Here is an 18,043-nt window from a genome sequence, read left to right on the forward strand (position 1 = left end):
CCGACGCACAACTCGCTGAACTGCGACGACGCGGTGATGGTCCGGCACCATTCACGCTTCAGCCGCTACGGGGAGTAACTGTTGCGTGGGTTGAAGCAGAGCAAAGGGCGGGAGGGGTGTTGGTTGGGCGAGCTGCGGCAGCACGCTGAGTAAGGGCAGGTCCAGCTCAGATATGGCCCTCGACCGCTGAAGCTCGGCTCTGGCTACCAGCGCCGCAGCGCCGTACGCCCGACCCGACCCGACCCGACCCACAGCCACAGCCGGAGCCGGAGCCGGCTGGGCGGTCCTGCGGGCTCGGGGTCGAGGGTCGGCGTTCGGAGGCGGGTCAGGCGGTGGGGCGGTCCGGGGTGCGATGTTGGGCCAGGGTGGCGAAGGCGGCCAGGGAGTCGGGGTTGGCCAGAGCGCCCTTGGCGGCGGCCTGGTCAACCGGGGTGCCCGTGAGGATCTTCTTGACCGGCACCTCCAGCTTCTTCGCCGACAGGGTGCGTGGCACCGCGCGGACCTGGTGGATCTCGTCGGGTACGTGCCGGGGGGACAACGCGGTGCGCAGCTCGCGGCAGATCGTCCGACGCAACTCGTCGTCCAGCGTCACCCCCTCGGCGAGCACCACGAACAGCAGCAGCTCACCGGCGCCGCCCTCGTCGTCCTCCAGGTGCACCACCACCGAGTCGACGACCTCGTCCAGCCCCTCCACCACCGAGTAGAACTCGGCGGTGCCGAGCCGTACGCCGCCCCGGTTGAGGGTGGCATCGGAGCGGCCGGTGATGACGCACCCGCCCCGGGAGTTGATGGTGATCCAGTCCCCGTGCCGCCACACCCCGGGATAGACGTCGAAGTACGCCTCCCGGTAGCGGACCCCGTCCGGGTCGTTCCAGAAACCTACCGGCATGCTCGGCATCGGCTCGGTGATCACCAGCTCGCCCAGTTCCCCGATGACCGGGGTGCCGTCCGGAGAGCGGGCCTCCACCTTGGCGCCCAGCGCCCGGCAGGTGATCTCACCGGCGTGCACCGGCAGCAGCGGCACACCGCCGACGAAACCGGTGCAGACGTCGGTGCCACCGGACAGCGACTGGAGCTGAAGGTCGCTACCGACCGTGTCGTACACCCAGGTGAAGCCCTCGGCGGGCAGGGGCGCGCCGGTCGAGCCGAGGCCGCGCAGCGCGGAGAGGTCGGCGATCTCGCGCGGGACCAGCCCGGCCTTGCGGCAGGCCAGCAGGAACGGCGCGGAGGTGCCGAAGTACGTGGTGCCGGTCTGCTCGGCCAGCCGCCACATCTCGCCCAGGTCGGGGTGGCCGGGATTGCCGTCGAACAGCACGATCGCCGCGCCCACCGCCGGCCCGGAGACCAGGAAGTTCCACATCATCCAGCCGGTCGTGGTGAACCAGAAGAACCGGTCCGCCGGGCCGAGGTCGTGATGCAGGGCGAGCATCTTCAGGTGTTCCAGCAGGATGCCGCCGTGTCCGTGCACGATCGGCTTGGGCAGCCCGGTGGTGCCGGAGGAGTAGAGCACGTACAGCGGGTGGTCGAACGGCACCGGGGTGAAGGCCAGCGGTTCGTCGGTCTCAGCCGCCAGCTCCGCCCAGGCCAGTGCCCCGTCCGCCGGCGAACCGTCGGGGTCCAGGTAGGGAATCGAGACGGTGTGCCGCAGCGACGGCAACGCGGCCCGGATCGCGGCCACCTCGGCGCGCCGGTCCACCGGCTTGTCGCCGTAGCGGTAGCCGTCCACGGCAACCAGGATCTTCGGCTCGATCTGCTGCCACCGGTCGGTGACGCTGCGGGTGCCGAACTCCGGCGCGCAGGAGGAGAAGATGGCACCGAGACTGGCGGTGGCCAGCATCAGCACGTACGTCTCGGGGATGTTCGGTGCGTACGCGGCCACCCGGTCGCCGGTGGTGACGCCGAGCCGGCGCAGTCCGGCGGCGACCCGGCGGACCTGCCCGCGCAGCTGCCCGGCGGTGAGGGTGACCGGCGCCCGGGTCTGCCCGTGTGCCACGACCACCGGCTCGTCCTCGGCCCGACCCGGCATCCGCAGCACGTTCTCGGCGTAGTTGAGCGTGGCGCCGGGAAACCACCGGGTGCCCGGCATGTTCCGGTCGGTCAGGGTGGCGGTCGGCGGGGTGTGCGCGACGACGCCGAAATGGTCCCAGATCGAGTGCCAGAAGGCGTCCAGGTCGGTGACCGACCACCGCCACAGCGCGTCGTAGTCGGTGAACGTCAGCCCCCGGTGCTCGGCGAGCCAACGCAGGTAAGCCCCGATCCGGGACCGCTGGAGCACGTCCGCCGGTGGCGTCCACAGCACGTCCGTCACTGGTCCACTCCTCCCCTGGCCCGGCACGACGCTGTGCGGTGGGCCGTGGCGCCATCTTGCCCTACCTCGAAGCGCCATTCTCCGCACCCGCGCCCCACGGGCGCATGTGCCCGCCCCACACCCCCTGGACCTGACCAGTGTGGCCGAGACGCAGAAAGGGCTACCGGCGGCCGGAGGAGGTCAGGGTTCGCTGCGGGCCGCCTGGATGGCCTGGCGGCGGGCGAGTCGGTGGGCGCGACGGATCTCCGCCTCCCGCCAGCGACGCTCGTCCTCCGGCGTCTCCGGCAACACCGGACGCACCGGCCGGGGTGCCCCACCAACCTCGACCCCGACAAAGACGAGGTACGCGGTGGCCACCCGCACCGGCACCTCGTCGGCCGAGTCCCAGCGCTCGGCCATTACCCGTACGCCGACCTCCATCGAAGTCTGCCCGGTCCAGTTGACCTGGGCGTACGCGTGCACCAGATCACCCACCCGGACCGCCTCCGAAAAAACGATCTCGTCGATCGCGGCGGTCACCGCCGTACCGCCGCTGTGCCGCGCCGCCGCCGCTCCGGCCACGTCGTCGACGAACTTCATCAGCACCCCTCCGTGCACCGTTCCGTACAGGTTCACGTCCACTGCGGTCATGATCCGACTCAGGGTTACCCGGGAGTACGAGGTCGGCTTGCCCGGCAGGGCGGTGGCGGGGTGCTCGGTCATGTCGGAAACGGTACGGTGCGCGGATGCGACATCTGTGGAGCTTCCTCGCAGGGCTGGTGGTGGTGCCGGTCACCTGGGTGCTGATCACCCTCGGTCAGGACGGGTCGGCCGACACCGTCAACCGGTGGGTGGAAATCGGCACCTCCAACACGGCCAACCTCATCGAACCGGCCGTGTACCTCGCTGTCGGCGGCATCGTGCTGGGCCTGCTCGGCACGCTGCGCATCTCACCGCTCGGACCGCTGGTAGCCGGGCTGCTGCTGGTCACCCCGTACGTCGGACTGTTCATCGCGCCCTTCCAGGTACGCGATCGAATCCCGTCCGGCTGGGAGTTTCTCGGCGACCCGCTGCCGCTGGGGCTGCCGGTGGAGAACGGCACACTCTTCCTGATCGGCATGCTGCTGCTGGTCGCGACGTTCAGCGGGCAACGCTGGCGGCGTTGGCCAGCCCCGGTGCCGGAGCCAGTGTCGGCGACGCCCGACGCGCCGGCAACGGACCCGACGTTGACCGACTGGTCACCGAACCCGTCGGCAGAGCGGGACACCGCGCCGCTGAGCCTGGGCTATCCGGATCCGGACTCGACGCCGACCGAGCCGCTGCCCCGGCGTACCGGAGGCGGGTCGCCCTGGTCGGCACCGCCGGGCAACCTGCCCCGACGCGACGACGCCACCAACTGATCCCGCACCACCGATCGTCGTCTCCGCCCGCGGCCGCGCGGGCGGAGACGACGGGTGCCGTCCGAAGTGCTCTATTTCTTCACCGTGGCTGCGTCGGGAGAAGTGCCAGACGACCGCTGGAGTACCGGCGGCGTACCTCCGAGCGGCGGACCTTACCGCTCGTCGTGACCGGGAGCGCCCCGTGTCGGACGAATTCCACGTCGGTGAGGTACAGGTCGAGCGAGCGCGCCACGGCTCTCTTGACCGCGAGGGACAACCGCGCCAACCTCGGCGGCGAAGCGTCGACCTCCGCGGCAACCTCCGCGATGAGCCGGACCTTCGGGACCTCGCCGGTGTCGCCGGCGGCCTCCTCGACGAAGGCCGCGACCCGGCCACCGCGAACCTCGGGCACCACCAGACACGCTGCCGCGATGTCCTCGGCGAAGTAGTTGCGCCCGTTCAGGACGAGTGTGTCGTCAACCCGCCCGAGCACGAAAAGCTGGTCATCCCAGAGAAAGCCCAGGTCACCGGTGGCGTACCAGTCGTCGGCCGCGACCCGGTTCGGTCGCACGGTGCTGTCCGACTCCCAGTAGCCGGGGGACATCTGAGGCCCCCGCACCAGTACCTGTCCGATGTGCCCCGGCGTCTCCTGTCCGCTGATTCGCACCTCAGTCCCTGGAAGGGGGGTACCGGACGCGAGCAGCGACACCGTGCCGGCCGATTGGGAAGCGTGCTCCGCGCGCACGACCTGACCGCCGTCGAGCGCGTCACGCCGCACCGCGATACGCCGGGGACGTACCGTCGGCGTAGCCGTCGTGACAGTAAGTGTCGCCTCGGCCAGGCCGTACGAGGGACAGAACGCCGTCCTGGCGAATCCCGCCGGGGCGAAATGCTCGGTGAAGCGGTCCTCCGTACTGGGCCGCACCACTTCGCCCGCGTTACGCGCCACTCGCCAACGCTGGAGATCCAGGCGTTCTACCAGCTCCGACGGCACCTTTCGGACGCACAGTTCGTATCCGAAGTTCGGCGAGCTGGCCAGGGTGCCGCCGCACTCGTCGATCGCTGTCAGCCAGCTCATCGGTTCGCGGACGAAGTCCTCGGGTCGCAGCAGGACGGTGCGGTACCCGCTGTACAACGGGCGCAGCACCGCCGTCACCAGCCCCATGTCGTGGTACAGCGGCACCCAGGAGACCGCCACGTCGGCCGGCGACTCCTGGTAGGCGGCAGCAGCCTGCCCGCACTGTGCCCGCAACGCATCCTCGCGGATTACCACGCCTCGCGGATTCCCGGTGGATCCGGAGGTGAACTGCAGCAGTGCGACCGCATCGGGACGGTACGTCCGCCGCGGAGCAACCGCCGCCGCGCAGTGATCGGCAATGACCTCGGTGGTACCGATGACGCGGCATCGGTCATCCAACTCGGACACCAGGCGAGCGACCTCCGCGACGTCGGCGTCCGCGGTGACTATCACCGCCGGTCGGCATGCCCGGATCATCCCGAGCAGACGGCCGCGATTCGCCTCGGCACGTCTGCCGGCCGGCGGCGGCGCAGGAACGGCGATGGCCCCGACACCACCACACGCCACGAGGAGGATCACGAAGGCCGCCTCGTTGGGCACCGCGATGATCACTCGATCGCCCTGGGCGACGCCGTTGTCGGTCAGGCCGGTGCAGGCCTGCCCGGCACGCTGAAGAAGCGTCGCCCAGTCGAGCCGTTCGGTGGGTCCGCCGTCACGCCAGGTGACCACCGCTGTCGATGTCGGACTGTGCTCGGCATGTCGCTCGAGCCACTGGTACGGCGACTGACCAGTAAGCGTGTCGCTCATGACCCGGCTCGGGTCGAATTCCTCGCCGACAACGACTCCCCGATCGTCGTCGCGAGGCTTGCGAAGTCGTCAGCCTCAAGGATCACGTCAAGATCGACATCGACGCCGAGGCGGTCCGCGAGCCGGGCGGTGAGTTCCAACGCATGCAGCGAATCACCCTGCAGGTCGAAGAAGTTGTCGGTCGCCTTTACCGGTTTCCCGAACACCTCGGTCGCGGCGACAAGAACCTCAGCGAGCAGGGCCTCGGGGGGCAGGGTCTCACCGCTCGGCACTGTCAGCTCCCAACCGCCTCGCGGCATCGCCACCCACGGCTTCGGCCTCGACCACCGCCATGACTTCGTCGTACCAGTCCAGATGATCGGCAGCCGCTGACTCGTCCCGCAGATACCACTGCTCGGATTGGGCTACGCCGAGATCCTGCGCGACCTCACGCAGCAGCCGGAGGCTGTCCGCCCACGCACGGATGGTCGCCCCTCGGGATCCGACCGAGGTCACGCCGAGCCTCTCGCCGCAGAAGTCCAGCGTACGGCGAATATCGGCGACGAGTTCCGCAGCGTCGGTCGGCGCGGCGCGCAACCGCATCTCCCACACCTCAGCCGCACGATCGCCACTGACCCCTTCCAACGCCTCCAGGACGGAGCTGGTGTGCTCGACGACGTCGTACGACTCGAGGTAGGGCACGCCGTTCTCGCGTAGGAACAGCTCGGCGGAGAGGATGAGGACCTCCTGGCGGGCCCGCCAGGCCAGCTCGAGTTGTCCGGCGCTGAGACCACCGTCCAGGTCGAACGCCTGCGTCATGACATCCAGGTGGAGGCCATTCAGGCGCCGGGCGCTCCGGAGCCAGTCGACGAGCCGATCGGTCTTGACCTGCATGATCACACCCCTTCCCCGGTGCCGGCTTCCATGAAGCCGGCCGACCGCAGCGGTGACATGAGGATCCATGCTCCGACCCGGACCTCCAGGACCGGCACCGACAGTTTCTCGGCGACGTCCTCGGTGGCCTGGGCCCAGGACGATCCGGCAGCGAGGCGCCGGCCGACCTCCGAGGCCACCCCCCGCGTCTGGGCGACCGACTCACCGGAGCGGATCAGGTAATCCGTCTCGGAACCACCCACATGCCGGACTCGGTCCGCCAACCGGTACGACCGCTCGTGCAGCGCAGCGATCAGCTCGGGGGACAGATCGATCTTCGAGCGCAGCTCCGAGATGCTGGCCGCTACGTCCACCGAAGGCCGCAGCCAGCCGTCGACCAGCTCGCGGTACGCGTCCGATCCCCTCCTGAAGCGTCGTGCCGCCTTCTCACCGATCCATTTCAGCGACGGGTAGCCCTCCCCCTCGGCGGCCAGAGCGCTCGTCGCATACCAGAGCGCCGCCTCGTGCATGGAGAGTGCTGCCTGCCGGGACGACCCGGTGGCCAGAAGACAGGAGGCCCGGGCGAGATGTTCGAATGCCCTCAACAGCGCCCAGCGGGAGTACGCCAGACAGGCCACCGGACGCTGAAACGACCGAGACAGCTCCGCCACGTCGTCGTGAAGCACCACGGGTATTCCGATGGACAGGCGGTAGTACCTGTCGAGATCCGGGCTCGACGTGGTCAGCAGCGACGTCCAGGTGTGGCCGTTGATCCGGTCCGCCACCGAGGCCAGATAGCCGACCGCGAGATGTTCGCAGTCCACGTAACGCGACTTCCGCAACCCGATCGAGGTGCTCCGACGTAACGAGCGCTTCGGATTGACGAGGTAGAGGTCGATGTCCGAGTTCGCGTTGCCGAAGCCTTCAATGATCGAGCCGGTGGCGATGCACGAGACGTCCGGTGGCAGCTTCGTGACAATCTGGTTGATCTCGGAGATCACCTCCGCCGGCACCCCGATGTCCTCAATGGTCTTCATCAGCAGCCTCTCGTGTCTGAAGGGTGAACCGATGCGGGCGCATGGCCACCTTGCAGCCCCGCAATGCCTCGATCACATCGGTGCCGGCCAGGGCGCTCACGTCATAGCCGGGATCCGGGTCAGTCACCACCGCCACCAGGGCGGGCTGATCACCGCTAGCGTCCACCTCGACCCGCAGCGACACTCCCGGCAGCGCCGTACGCAGCCGTGCCGCAGTGCTCGGCAAGTGAATCCAACTGTGGTCGATCTGGACCCATTCGTCGGTGGCGCGGAACGGCTCGATACCGGCCTCCGTACCGAGAGCCTCGACGCCGAGGCCGGGTAGCAGCGCCGCGGTGACGAGGACCGTCTCGAACGCTCGCAGCCAACGTTCGGCCTCGTCGCGGGTCACGTACGCGGTGTCCACGAGGATCCGCACCGCCAGCATGTCGTCGAGGCGATCCAAATAGCAGAACAGTGTGCTTGTGCTGCGCTCGTCGCCACCCTGCCACTGGATCGAGGTCCGACCGCGTTCCTCCGTGATCCGTGCCTCCGTCGGCGCGTCGACCGAGACCGCCGAGAAGAGCCGGCTGTTCAGCCAGTACGAGAGGTCCAGCGGGAAGCCTCGTTCAGCCTCCACACGTCTGCGCACATCGACAAGGCCCTCGTGCGGAAATCTTCCGGTCATCGTGGCCTGGCGGACCGCGCCGGCGGACCGCCGCAGCAGGGTGTCGAAGTCGCTGTCATCGACCGTCACGCAAGCCGGGACGTCCTGGGTCAGGGAACCCACCACGGTTGCGAAGGCCCGATCGACCCGGTTGCCGACACAGATCTGCAGATGGCCGCGGCGCAGCCCGCTCACCTGAGCCAGGACCAGTGAGAGGACGCCGTAGCCGACCGCCGTCTCGCTGACGCCGTGCCGTTCGGCGAGATGACTCAGGCACCACGCAGCGGCTGACGTCTTGATCTCGACGTACTGGTATCGGGGGCGAAGCGGTTCTCTCGGCAGCCGCGGCAGCATGCTCTGCGGCATCTTCGCGAGGTTGAGTTCGTGCCGGCGCAGCGCACGTGCGCCTTCCCGTTGCCCGGCCTCGCTGCTCTCCCAGTCGCTCACGTCGACCGGATGGACCGCAACGGGCTCTTCGCCGGAGAAGGGGACGAACAGGTGAAGGACGTGGCGCAGGTGCCAGACCAGCCACCGGGCGCCGAGAAAGTCCGACGCGAGGTGACTGAGCGCGAACAGAAGGAAGGCCGGCCCATCCCGGTCGGCCATGATGCTCATGCGAATGGGCAGGTCCTCGGTGCCGAACTCGGCCGCTGCCAACTCCGCTGCCGACTCCTCCGCCACGGCGAAGGTAGCTTTCTCGACGGTGACGACGGGAACTCGCACGACCCCCTCGGCCAGGACACGCTGTTGCTCCTTGGGGGCCTCCGGGTTGAAGAGGGTCCGGACCGACTCGCAAGCCTCCATCATCGTTCGGACTCCGGACGCGACTTCCTCAGCCGTCACACCCGATCTGATTCGGCAGGCGAACCTCAGATTGAGCCCTGTGTGATCGGGTCGGAGGTCTGCCATGAGCTGCGCTACCCGCTGCTGACCCCAGGTCAGGTTAGCGGTCCGTCCCATTGATGCGGAGAAGCGAATATCCACAAGCCTCCGTCCACAGGTTTGCCTTGATCATCCACGGGCGTCAGTGTAATAGAACAACTCTCTCGCATCCTGGGATTGACGGCCAGGAGTACGTAGCGCGTGATGCGGAGAGTAAGGGTGTTGGCCTGACAATCAAAATCGTGCATGCTTGCACCGTGACCTTGATCCAAGCCGTAGGGCTCCGAAAGGTGTTCCGCAAGCCGGAGAAGCTCCCTGGGCTGCGCGGATCCCTCCGGCATCTGGTCGAACGCCGATACTCGGAACATGTCGCCGTGGACGACATCGATCTGTCCATCGCTCAGGGCGAGGCGGTCGCGTACGTCGGGCCGAACGGAGCCGGCAAGTCGACCACGGTGAAGATGCTTTCCGGAATCCTTGTCCCGACCGCCGGACAGGTGCGCGTCGACGGCCTGGTGCCACACCTGGACCGGGTGGAAAACGCGCGCCGTGTCGGTGTCGTCTTCGGCCAACGCACACAGCTGTGGTGGGACCTGCCCGTACGGGAGTCACTCGAACTGTTGCGCGATATGCACGGGATAGATCGCGCGCGGTATCAGGCGGGCATCGAGCGCCTCGACAGCGTCCTGGGAATCGGCGAGCTGTTGCCGACGCCGGCCCGAAAGCTGTCGTTGGGTCAGCGCATGCGGGCCGACCTGGCCGCGGCGTTGATCCACGAGCCGCGAGTGGTCTATCTGGATGAACCGACGATCGGCCTCGACATCTCGGTGAAGGATCGGGTGCGTTCCTTCGTGCGCCAACTCGTGACCGATGGAACGACAGTCATGCTCACCACGCATGATCTCGCGGACATCGAGGAGATCTGCCAGCGGATCGTCATCATCGATGCGGGTCGGGTGGTCTACGACGGTGACCTGCGAACGGTCAAGGACCTCCATGTCCGCGAGCGGTCGATGTCCTTCGAACTCGCGGAGAGCCTGTCCGACGCCGAACGCGTCGCCAAGCGCCTGCCCGGAGCACAGGTCCGGTTGGAGCCGAACGGTCGTGAGCTGACGGTGACCTTCGACCGGGTCGCGACCGGAGCGAGGGAGGTGCTGGCCGCCGTACTCGCCGAGGCGGAGATCCTCGACATGCACATCGAGGAACCGGCCATCGAGACGGTCGTGCGCAAGGTCTACGCCGGGCAACTGCGCATCGATGCCGGCAGCGTCACGGAGCCGGAGTCCACGCGATGACCCTGACCGCCGTCGATGTCGGTCCATTACCGGTCGACAGCCGGGCGCGGCGGCTGCGGGCCTACCGCAGCATGGCTCGGACCGCCCTGCGCAGCTTGCTCGCCTACCAGGCGAGCTTCCTGTTCGGCATGCTGGCATCGGCGTTCGCTGCGCTGTCCATGCTCTACCTCTGGCAATCGGTGTTGGCCGCCGGGCCCCGACAGGGATTCGACTGGCCACAGATGAAGGCGTACCTTCTGGTCGCGTTCGTGGCCGGATCGCTGGTCTCCAGCTACACGGACTACCGGATGGCCAATCGCATCCGGCAGGGCGAGGTGGCGATTGACCTGGTACGACCGGTCGACTACCAGTGGTCGCGGTTCGCGGAGAGCGCAGGTTTCGCCGTGTACGAGGCGGCAACGGCAATCGTCGTGGCGTTGGCGGCCGCCGCGTTGCTGGGTGGCGTACCGCCGCCCGATCCGGACACCTTCTGGCTGTTCGTCATCTCCGCGTTGCTGGTCTTTCCGCTGCGTTTCGGAATCGTCTACGTCAGTGGCCTGCTGGTCTTCTGGACACAGAACTATGTCGGCGTACAAGCCGCCCGGATCGCGCTCATCACGTTGCTCTCCGGGGCACTCGTGCCGCTGGCCTTCCTGCCCGAGTGGATTCAGGTAGCCAGCACGTACCTGCCGTTCACCGGCATGGCCGCCACCCCGGCGCTGCTCTACAGCGGTTCGCTCCACGGCACCGCCGCGATCACGCCGGTGGTCGTCCAGGCCGTCTGGGCGGTGGGACTGTGGATACTGGCCCGCGGTATGTGGTCGACCGCATGTCGAAAGCTGACGGTCCATGGTGGCTGAGGTGCGACGGACGCTGCGGCTGTACCGTCGACTGCTGGGTGCCCACATACGCGCCACGCTCGAGTACGAGGCGGATTTCTGGATTCTGAGTCTGGCCGCGGTGCTCGTGCAGGGCATCGGGGTGCTGTTCCTCTGGGCGATCTTCAACAGCATCCCCGAAATCAACGGCTGGCGATTCTGGGACGTCGTGCTCATCTACGCGCTCGTGGTCCTCGCGGAAGGTCTGAGTGTGCTGTTCGCTCAGGGTGCCTGGACGCTTGCGGTGACCGTCAACTTCGGCCAACTTGACGCGTTGCTGATGCGGCCGTTCCCACCGGTACTTCAGGTGCTGAGCTCCCAGGTCGGCATGAACGGCCTGGGCAACCTCGTCCTCGGCTCGGGCCTGTTGATCACCGCGGTGGGCCGGGTCGACGTGCATTGGAATCCCGGCCGCATCGCACTCGGAGTACTGCTGGTGATCGCGGCGGCCGGCGTCAAGATCGGGCTGAACCTGCTGACGAACTGCGCGGCCTTCTGGTTGCGCTCGCCGTACTCGATGTTCGCCTTCTCGATGCACTCGTTCGGCGAGCTCGCCCGCTTCCCGATCACGATTTACGGCCTGGGTGTCCGGATAGCCATCACCGCCGTCCTGCCCTACGCATTCATGAGCTACTACCCGGCCGCCGCCATTCTCTCCGATGGAACTGCTCGGCTGCTGGGGCTGCTGACGCCGGTCGTGGCTCTGTACTGTCTCTGGCTCGGGGCCACTGTGTTCCGGTACGGGCTCTCGCGGTACGAGAGTTCTGGTCACTGATGCCCGCAGGAACCGCCACGTCCGGCAGATACGCGCACCGTATTCGTTAGGAGTAATCATGACTCTGGTCGAGGCGCTACGCGTCGTCGTTCCGACTCCTCCCGAGCATCGGGCGTGGATCCCTGAGGCGGAGGCCCTCGACACCCTGCGCTGCACGGGTGAGGAGCTGGAGCAGCTGGTCGCCGCCGGCCTCGTTCGCGACGGTGGCCGATATGAGAACTACGACGTATGGAACCTGGGTCTTCTCAGCGGCTCCGGGCGTAGCCGACCGGAGCGGGAGATGGTCTTCTTCGCGCGGGTCCTGAAGTCGTTCGGAGCGGACTGGGTCTCCCTGCGTCGCTACGAAATCACGGGCTGGGCCGAGTGCCCCCGAGCAGGTGACTGCCCGTCCCGTGACTGGATCGCGCCACCCCTGCCGGACGTGGTCTGGGAACACGAGCAGACACAGGTCGGCAGAGCGGAGTGGCGTGGGCAGGTTGTCTCGAGCGGGAAGAGCGCCACGGTGCGGGATCCGCGGGTACGGGACGCCTGGAATCATCTGCTCGAGCAGTACCGCTTCCACTTCACGCCGGCCAGCCTCTCACCCGACGTGGCCAGCACCCTGCGCCGAAGGGTCGGCGACTGCGAGGCACTGTGTCGCGTACTGCTGCGCGACCTGCTCGACCTGGGCATACCGACGGAGTTGGAGCCGGGCTACATATTCGGTGGTGCCCGGCTGCGGCGCCATGCCTGGCTGCGAATCGCCGACTCCGACGGCCAGTCGAAGGTACTCGACCCGTCCATGGCGCTCCTGGCCGAAATGTTCTTCACTCCGGAGTACAAGGAGTTCTGTTTCGGATCCAGCATCAACCGGGTGATCCGGCGGGACAAGGACAAACCGGCGTTCGTGGCTCACCCGTGCGTGACCGGCGACAGCAAGATCTACTACGAGTTCATCCTCCGGCCGATTCGTTCGACCCAGGAGTCCGGGGTCACGGCTTCCTGAACGACTTTGATGAATGTGTCGAGGTGACATCGTGTACGAGGTAGAGGCCACCGGGAAAGCGCTGAGCACTGCCGCCGATCGTCCGGTCATCCTCAGTGACGGATCACCGCCGCTCACTCTGCATGCGCTGCAGAATGATGCCTTCGGACTGCGACACCGCGTTCCCCGGGGCGCGACGGTGGCCCTCGTCGGGCCGGGCTCGCGTCTGGTTGCCGCCGCGATCGTGGCGCTCGAGGGTTGGGCCGCCCGCGTCGACCTGGTGGGCGATCTGGATCCGGCAGTCAGCTCGCCGGACGCGGTAGTGCTCCGCAGTGACGAGATCGAGAGCGTCCCTGGGCCACCCCGGACCGATGACGGTGCCTCGGCCAGAGGCGAGGCCGACCAGGTGCACACCGCCTGGCGCCTGTTCTCCTCGGGGACCACGGGGTTGCCCACACCGACCGACCACAGTCTCGACTCCTTGACCCGGCGGACACGTCCGGCCGACAACCGGCTGGATCGCGGCGACCGGGAGAGCCTGCGGTGGGGGCTTCTGTTCCCGCCCATGCGAATGGCAGGGGTCCAGGTTCTCCTGCAGGCGATTCACGGCGGCGACAGCCTGGTGGACGCCGGCGCCGGCGCGCTGGAAGCGCGGCTGGACCATTTCGCCCGATCCGGCGTCGACGCGCTGTCCGCGACTCCGACAATGTGGCGGATGATACTGCGCAGCCAGGCCGGTGACCGTCTTCCGCTGCGTCAGATCACGATGGGCGGCGAGATCGCCACCCAGTCCCTGCTGAACGCGTTGCGCGATCGATACGGCGCGCGGATCACGCACGTGTACGCCTCCACTGAGGCCGGTGCCGCCTTCTCGGTGAGCGACGCCATCGAGGGCTTTCCGCGGCATTACCTGGACACCCCGCCCGGCGGTGTGGCGCTCGACGTCCGAGACGGCGTTCTCTTCGTGCACGCGCCAGGAAGCAGCACGGCCTCGCCGGACGGCTTCGTCTGTACGGGGGATCTCGTCGAGCTTCGCGGTGATCGGGTGTACTTCGCGGGCCGAGCGTCGGGACTTGTGAACGTCGGCGGGGACAAGGTCTCGCCGGAAAGGGTGGAGGAGACGCTGCGCCAGCATCCGGCGGTCCAGGACGCCGTGGTGGTTCCCAGGCGCAGTTCGATCACGGGATGGGTCCTCACCTCCGAGGTCGTGCTCGCGCCGTCGAGCGAGGGCCTTGCTCCGGGCGACCTGCGGTCGGCGCTGCGTGCCTTCGTAACCGAACAGCTGTCCCGGTCGCACGCTCCGGCGCGGATCACCGTGGTGTCCGAACTGTCGTTGTCTTCGACCGGAAAGGCCAGCAGAGCATGACCGAGCCGATGCCCCTCCACGAGCGTCCGTGCGTGGTGGTGACCGGAACGAGTAGCGGCCTGGGCCGCGCGGTCGCCAAACATCTCGAACGCGATGGATACCGGGTAGTGGGCCTCGCCCGTCGCGAGGTCAAGCCGATCGAGGTGGGTCCGAACTACGTACACCTCTGCGCCGACCTCAATGACCTGGATTCCATACCGGGTCTGGTCCGCGAGATCGTGAAGGCACACGGTACGCCCTACGCTCTCGTGAACAATGCGGCGCGCGGCGTTGACGGGCTCCTGCCTCTCATGTCGGACCGTGCGATCCGGGAAACGATGCACCTTGATCTGCTGTCACCGTTGCTCTTCACGAAATACGTCGTCCGCCAGATGATCTCGAAAGGGCAGGGACGGATCGTCAACGTCTCCTCGATCGTGGCCTCGACGGGATTCCGCGGATTGTCCGTCTACGCCGCCGCCAAGGCGGGGCTGGAGGGGTTCACCCGTTCACTGGCACGCGACGTCGGACGACGCGGCGTCACGGTGAATGCCGTCGCACCGGGTTTTCTCGACACTGAGATGACGGGTGCCCTAGGGTCGGGGAGCTTGGAGCGCATCAGGGGACGGAGTCCGATTGGTCGGTTCGCGACTCTGGACGAGGTGGCGGCCGCCGTCACCTATCTGCTCTCCCCGGCCGCAGCCGGCGTCACGGGGACGGTGATCACGATTGACGGTGGATCCACCGCATGATCCCGGTGGTCGGTGCCCACGCCAATTCGATGGACAGGATGGAAGGTGGCAGCGTGGTCGAGCGGAAGCAGGTAGAGGAGGTCATCCTCCTCGAGGTCGTCGAGCTACTCAAAGAGGAAAAGGGCGAGGACGTCGCCGTCACCCTCGAGAGCGGACTCGTCGAGAGCGGCATGGACAGTCTCGCCTTCGCTGTCCTCGTCACGCGGCTCGAGCAGTCGCTGGGATGTGACCCGTTCCTCGCGCTGGAGGACGAAATCTTTCCCCGGACGGTTTCCGAGCTGGTCGATGTCTATGTCACCTACCAGTTGGAGAACGTGCCGTCGTAGTCGGCCGAACCTCGGGTGGCCGGGCGCATGCGCCCGGCCACCCGAGATGAGCTGTGAAGCAGCTGCTCAGTACCTTGTAAGCGCAGCTCAGAAGCGATCTGCGCGGTCGGTACGAACTTCTTGACCCTGGTCGCGGCCTGCAGAAACGGGTCCGTCCCGTGACCGACGTGGCGGCGCATCGCTGCGCGGCCGAACTACTCCACGGGGTGGTACGGGTCATCCAACGGCTGGCCGCTGAGGGGTCACCGCCTGTGGGTCTCGACGCGACGCGGGGAGGCGGGCAGGCTCAGGGAACGGTGACGATCTGCGCCGAGTAGCCGAGCCCGGAGCCGAACCCGGCCAGCAATGCCAGGTCGCCAGGCCGGACCTGTGCCGTGGCACACAACACCTCCAGTGCCATCGGAATGGACGCCGCCGAGGTGTTGCCGTCCTCACGGATGCTGCGCGCCACGACGACAGACGCCGGCAGTTCGAGCTGACTCGCGACGCTCTCGATTATCCGTATGTTCGCCTGATGCAGTACGAGCGCATTGATGTCACGGGGCTCGAGGCCCGCGGCGTCCAACGCCTCACGGATGACATCCGCGAGTGCGCTGATCGCCCACCGGAACACCTCGGTCCCTGCCATCTCCAGGTAGGGCCACCGGACAGCACCCGGTGTCTTCAAGGCCGAGAAGGACGCGCTCTGCTCGATCGCGTGCAGATGCCTGGTGTCGCTGCCCCAGACGACAGGACCGATGCCCGGCTGCTCCGAGGGTCCGATCACGACCGCGCCGGCGCCGTCGCCGAAAAGGAATGCCGTGGACCGGTCCGTGATGTCGACGATGTCGCTCATCCGCTCGGCGCCGGCAACCACCACGTACTCCGCGTCACCCGAGGAAACGAGACTGCTTGCCACCGCGAGGGCCTGGGAGAATCCTGCGCAGGCTCCTCCGATGTCGAAAGCTGCGGCACCTGTCGCCTCGAGTTCCGCGGCACAGGCGGCGGCCGCTGGCGGCGCCTGGTGCAGATAAGACATCGTCGCGAGGATGACGCAGGAGACGTCTTTCGGTGTGAGGCCGGCCGCGCTGAGCGCCTTACTGGCTGACCAGGCCGCCATCTCGGGGATGCTCTCGGCGGCCGCGAACCGGCGCGAGACGATGCCCGACCTGGTCTGGATCCATCTGTCGTCGGAGTCGATGTGCGTGCTGATCTCTTCGTTGCCCACGACGCGGATCGGCCGGTAGGCGCCGATTCCCAGGATGCGGGCGGACCGTCGGCCGCGGCCGTGGACGTTCGCTGACATGACGCCATCACTCATCGGTTCACACCCCCGAGGCCTGTTCGCACCGACGGAACACGATCGGCATCGTCCCGCGGTGGCGGCTTCGCGGAGTCATGAGGGTTCACCAGGACTCGTTGCAGCCCGCCCGCCCTCGGTCGCAACATCTCCCGCAGGAGAGGCTTGACGGCCTCGAAGTCGTTGGGTGCGCTGGTGTCCACAACTGAATAAAGGTTCTTTTCGGCCAACTCACGAAACCGCCTGACCTCGACCTCCTTGTCGTGCCGCGTCTGCGGATGCACGGGCGAGTCGGCCCGCGCCAGCACACGGTCGAAGAGGAGATCGCTCGGCGCGTCGAACAACAGCCCCAGGTCCGGCCGGTGCAGTCGTCTCAGCGGCTCCGAGAACATCGCTTCGGAATTGAACACCAGCGGAGTGAGGGCGTATCGCTCACAGATCACGAGGTGCCCCTGCCGAAGAGCGGGTTCAATGATCGCCCGCAGCCGGACCAAGCGGTCGCCTACCGCCATCAGCTTCAAGCCGGCATCGTCGATGAGGCTGCGGTCGACGCCGAGAGACTTGTCGCTCCATGCCCGCCAGAGGTCATAGGCACGCATGTGCTCTCCCGGCATCAACACGTGCGTGCACGGGACTTCGTCACGCATGGCCTCCATGAGCCACGAAACGAAATAGGACTTCCCGGATCCGTCCGATCCTTCGATGGCCAGGAGCCGACCGGGGAATTCATGGGACGGCCCGTCCAGTACGACGGGACTCCAATCCTCGCTTCGGTCGGTGTGACTCATCGCTGCTCCCCGGCGCTCGTGGCTCTCCTGGCATCGCAGGTCCGGGAAGGCAGCGCACCGATGGCGACGAGACGCTCCCTGACAGCACTCACAGAATACGCAAGGCCGTTATCCGTTCGAACCGTTACGCCGTCGTTCAGCGCCCCGAATTCACGAAAGAGCTTCGCTCTCATAGACATGCCTTCCAGATCGACTGACTCTGCCTCAGCTCCCCCACGATCCCGCAGCCGATCGGCGGCAACGTCCACTGGAACATCGGCGATAAGATAGCAGTCCGGCCGGGGAAAATGCCCGGCGCACTCCCACACGGTACGCCGTTCGTCGGCCGAGTGCGACGTCAGTAGGAACTCCACCAGCGTTGTGAAGAGGTATCGATCGACAATCACCATGTGCCCCGCCTGAAGATGACCCCTCACCTGATTGTGCAGCGTTAGCAGGCGGTCTCCCATAAGGACGAGCGTCAACCCGAACGGGTCGACGAAACCACGGTCGAGACTCCCCTGGCGATCCCTGTCGAACTCGCGGAACAGCGCCGTTTCCTTCAACTTTCGAGACGGGAACTTGAAGCGCCGCACCACCACCGAGCGCCGCCTCGCCTCCGCCGCGATGCACCGGATCAACGTCGTTTTTCCGCTGGCATCGATGCCTGAAACGGCGATGAGCTTCCCAGGCCAGGCATGACGTCGCATAGCGATGTGGAAATCCAGATCACCATAGCCATCGTCAGGATGATTCATCCAGTGTCCTCTTTCGC

18 protein-coding genes are annotated in these 18,043 nt (G+C 67.2%); 8 read left to right on the forward strand and 10 right to left on the reverse strand.

Features of this window, described 5'->3' with window-relative positions:
- Positions 1-325: 325 nt before the first annotated feature.
- A complete protein-coding gene (locus tag KBX50_RS17060; RefSeq protein ID WP_210938011.1) occupies positions 326-2,308 on the reverse strand; it encodes an acetoacetate--CoA ligase in 1,983 nt (660 codons plus the stop codon).
- Between the two features lie 180 nt (positions 2,309-2,488).
- Positions 2,489-3,010 carry an acyl-CoA thioesterase gene (locus tag KBX50_RS17065; RefSeq protein WP_164446051.1) on the reverse strand — a complete coding sequence of 174 codons (522 nt, stop codon included), beginning with the start codon at positions 3,008-3,010 and terminating at the stop codon, positions 2,489-2,491.
- Between the two features lie 23 nt (positions 3,011-3,033).
- Between KBX50_RS17065 and KBX50_RS17070 the strand changes: the two genes are divergently transcribed.
- Positions 3,034-3,687, forward strand: a complete 654-nt coding sequence (locus tag KBX50_RS17070) for a hypothetical protein (protein WP_210938012.1) — start codon at positions 3,034-3,036, stop codon at positions 3,685-3,687.
- Positions 3,688-3,766: 79 nt separating this feature from the next.
- Here KBX50_RS17070 and KBX50_RS17075 read toward each other — a convergent pair whose 3' ends face one another.
- The 5 genes from KBX50_RS17075 to KBX50_RS17095 are packed head-to-tail and all read right to left on the reverse strand — an operon-like array spanning position 3,767 to position 8,986.
- Positions 3,767-5,491 (reverse strand): AMP-binding protein, encoded by a 1,725-nt coding sequence (locus KBX50_RS17075; protein WP_210938013.1) that lies wholly within the window; start codon positions 5,489-5,491, stop codon positions 3,767-3,769.
- A complete protein-coding gene (locus KBX50_RS17080) occupies positions 5,488-5,763 on the reverse strand; it encodes an acyl carrier protein (protein ID WP_210938014.1) in 276 nt (91 codons plus the stop codon). The genes KBX50_RS17075 and KBX50_RS17080 overlap by 4 nt, the downstream gene beginning before the upstream one ends.
- Complete coding sequence (locus KBX50_RS17085; RefSeq protein WP_210938015.1) at positions 5,750-6,364, reverse strand: hypothetical protein; 615 nt, start codon at positions 6,362-6,364, stop codon at positions 5,750-5,752. The genes KBX50_RS17080 and KBX50_RS17085 overlap by 14 nt, the downstream gene beginning before the upstream one ends.
- 2 nt (positions 6,365-6,366) lie before the next feature.
- Positions 6,367-7,380, reverse strand: coding sequence for a hypothetical protein (locus KBX50_RS17090; protein ID WP_210938016.1), 1,014 nt, complete (start codon positions 7,378-7,380; stop codon positions 6,367-6,369).
- Entirely contained in the window at positions 7,367-8,986 is a 1,620-nt protein-coding gene (locus KBX50_RS17095) for a condensation domain-containing protein (RefSeq protein WP_282101464.1), read from the reverse strand. The genes KBX50_RS17090 and KBX50_RS17095 overlap by 14 nt, the downstream gene beginning before the upstream one ends.
- A 47-nt stretch (positions 8,987-9,033) precedes the next feature.
- Here KBX50_RS17095 and KBX50_RS17100 point away from each other — a divergent pair, with 47 nt between their 5' ends.
- The 7 genes from KBX50_RS17100 to KBX50_RS17130 are packed head-to-tail and all read left to right on the forward strand — an operon-like array spanning position 9,034 to position 15,222.
- Entirely contained in the window at positions 9,034-10,203 is a 1,170-nt protein-coding gene (locus KBX50_RS17100) for an ATP-binding cassette domain-containing protein (protein WP_247673877.1), read from the forward strand.
- Positions 10,200-11,042 carry an ABC-2 family transporter protein gene (locus tag KBX50_RS17105; RefSeq protein WP_247673878.1) on the forward strand — a complete coding sequence of 281 codons (843 nt, stop codon included), beginning with the start codon at positions 10,200-10,202 and terminating at the stop codon, positions 11,040-11,042. Before KBX50_RS17100 ends, KBX50_RS17105 begins: the two co-directional genes overlap by 4 nt.
- On the forward strand, positions 11,032-11,835 hold the full coding sequence (locus tag KBX50_RS17110) for an ABC transporter permease (RefSeq protein ID WP_210938019.1): 804 nt from the start codon (positions 11,032-11,034) through the stop codon (positions 11,833-11,835). The genes KBX50_RS17105 and KBX50_RS17110 overlap by 11 nt, the downstream gene beginning before the upstream one ends.
- A gap of 58 nt (positions 11,836-11,893) precedes the next feature.
- A complete protein-coding gene (locus KBX50_RS17115; protein ID WP_210938020.1) occupies positions 11,894-12,820 on the forward strand; it encodes a hypothetical protein in 927 nt (308 codons plus the stop codon).
- Between the two features lie 31 nt (positions 12,821-12,851).
- Positions 12,852-14,165, forward strand: coding sequence for an AMP-binding protein (locus KBX50_RS17120; protein WP_210938021.1), 1,314 nt, complete (start codon positions 12,852-12,854; stop codon positions 14,163-14,165).
- Positions 14,162-14,896, forward strand: coding sequence for an SDR family NAD(P)-dependent oxidoreductase (locus KBX50_RS17125; RefSeq protein ID WP_210938022.1), 735 nt, complete (start codon positions 14,162-14,164; stop codon positions 14,894-14,896). Before KBX50_RS17120 ends, KBX50_RS17125 begins: the two co-directional genes overlap by 4 nt.
- Before the next feature lie 53 nt (positions 14,897-14,949).
- A complete protein-coding gene (locus KBX50_RS17130; RefSeq protein WP_210938023.1) occupies positions 14,950-15,222 on the forward strand; it encodes a phosphopantetheine-binding protein in 273 nt (90 codons plus the stop codon).
- 286 nt (positions 15,223-15,508) lie between these two features.
- Here the strand turns inward: KBX50_RS17130 and KBX50_RS17135 are convergent, their stop codons facing one another.
- From KBX50_RS17135 to KBX50_RS17145, 3 genes are read right to left on the reverse strand one after another with little or no spacing between them, the layout of a single operon-like run.
- On the reverse strand, positions 15,509-16,522 hold the full coding sequence (locus KBX50_RS17135; RefSeq protein WP_247673880.1) for a beta-ketoacyl-ACP synthase 3: 1,014 nt from the start codon (positions 16,520-16,522) through the stop codon (positions 15,509-15,511).
- On the reverse strand, positions 16,519-17,289 hold the full coding sequence (locus tag KBX50_RS17140) for a hypothetical protein (RefSeq protein ID WP_210938024.1): 771 nt from the start codon (positions 17,287-17,289) through the stop codon (positions 16,519-16,521). The genes KBX50_RS17135 and KBX50_RS17140 overlap by 4 nt, the downstream gene beginning before the upstream one ends.
- Positions 17,286-18,026, reverse strand: coding sequence for a hypothetical protein (locus tag KBX50_RS17145; protein WP_210938025.1), 741 nt, complete (start codon positions 18,024-18,026; stop codon positions 17,286-17,288). The genes KBX50_RS17140 and KBX50_RS17145 overlap by 4 nt, the downstream gene beginning before the upstream one ends.
- Positions 18,027-18,043 lie beyond the last annotated feature (17 nt).

Origin of the sequence: Micromonospora sp. C51, assembly GCF_018070435.1 — a bacterium.
GTDB lineage: Bacteria > Actinomycetota > Actinomycetes > Mycobacteriales > Micromonosporaceae > Micromonospora > Micromonospora sediminimaris.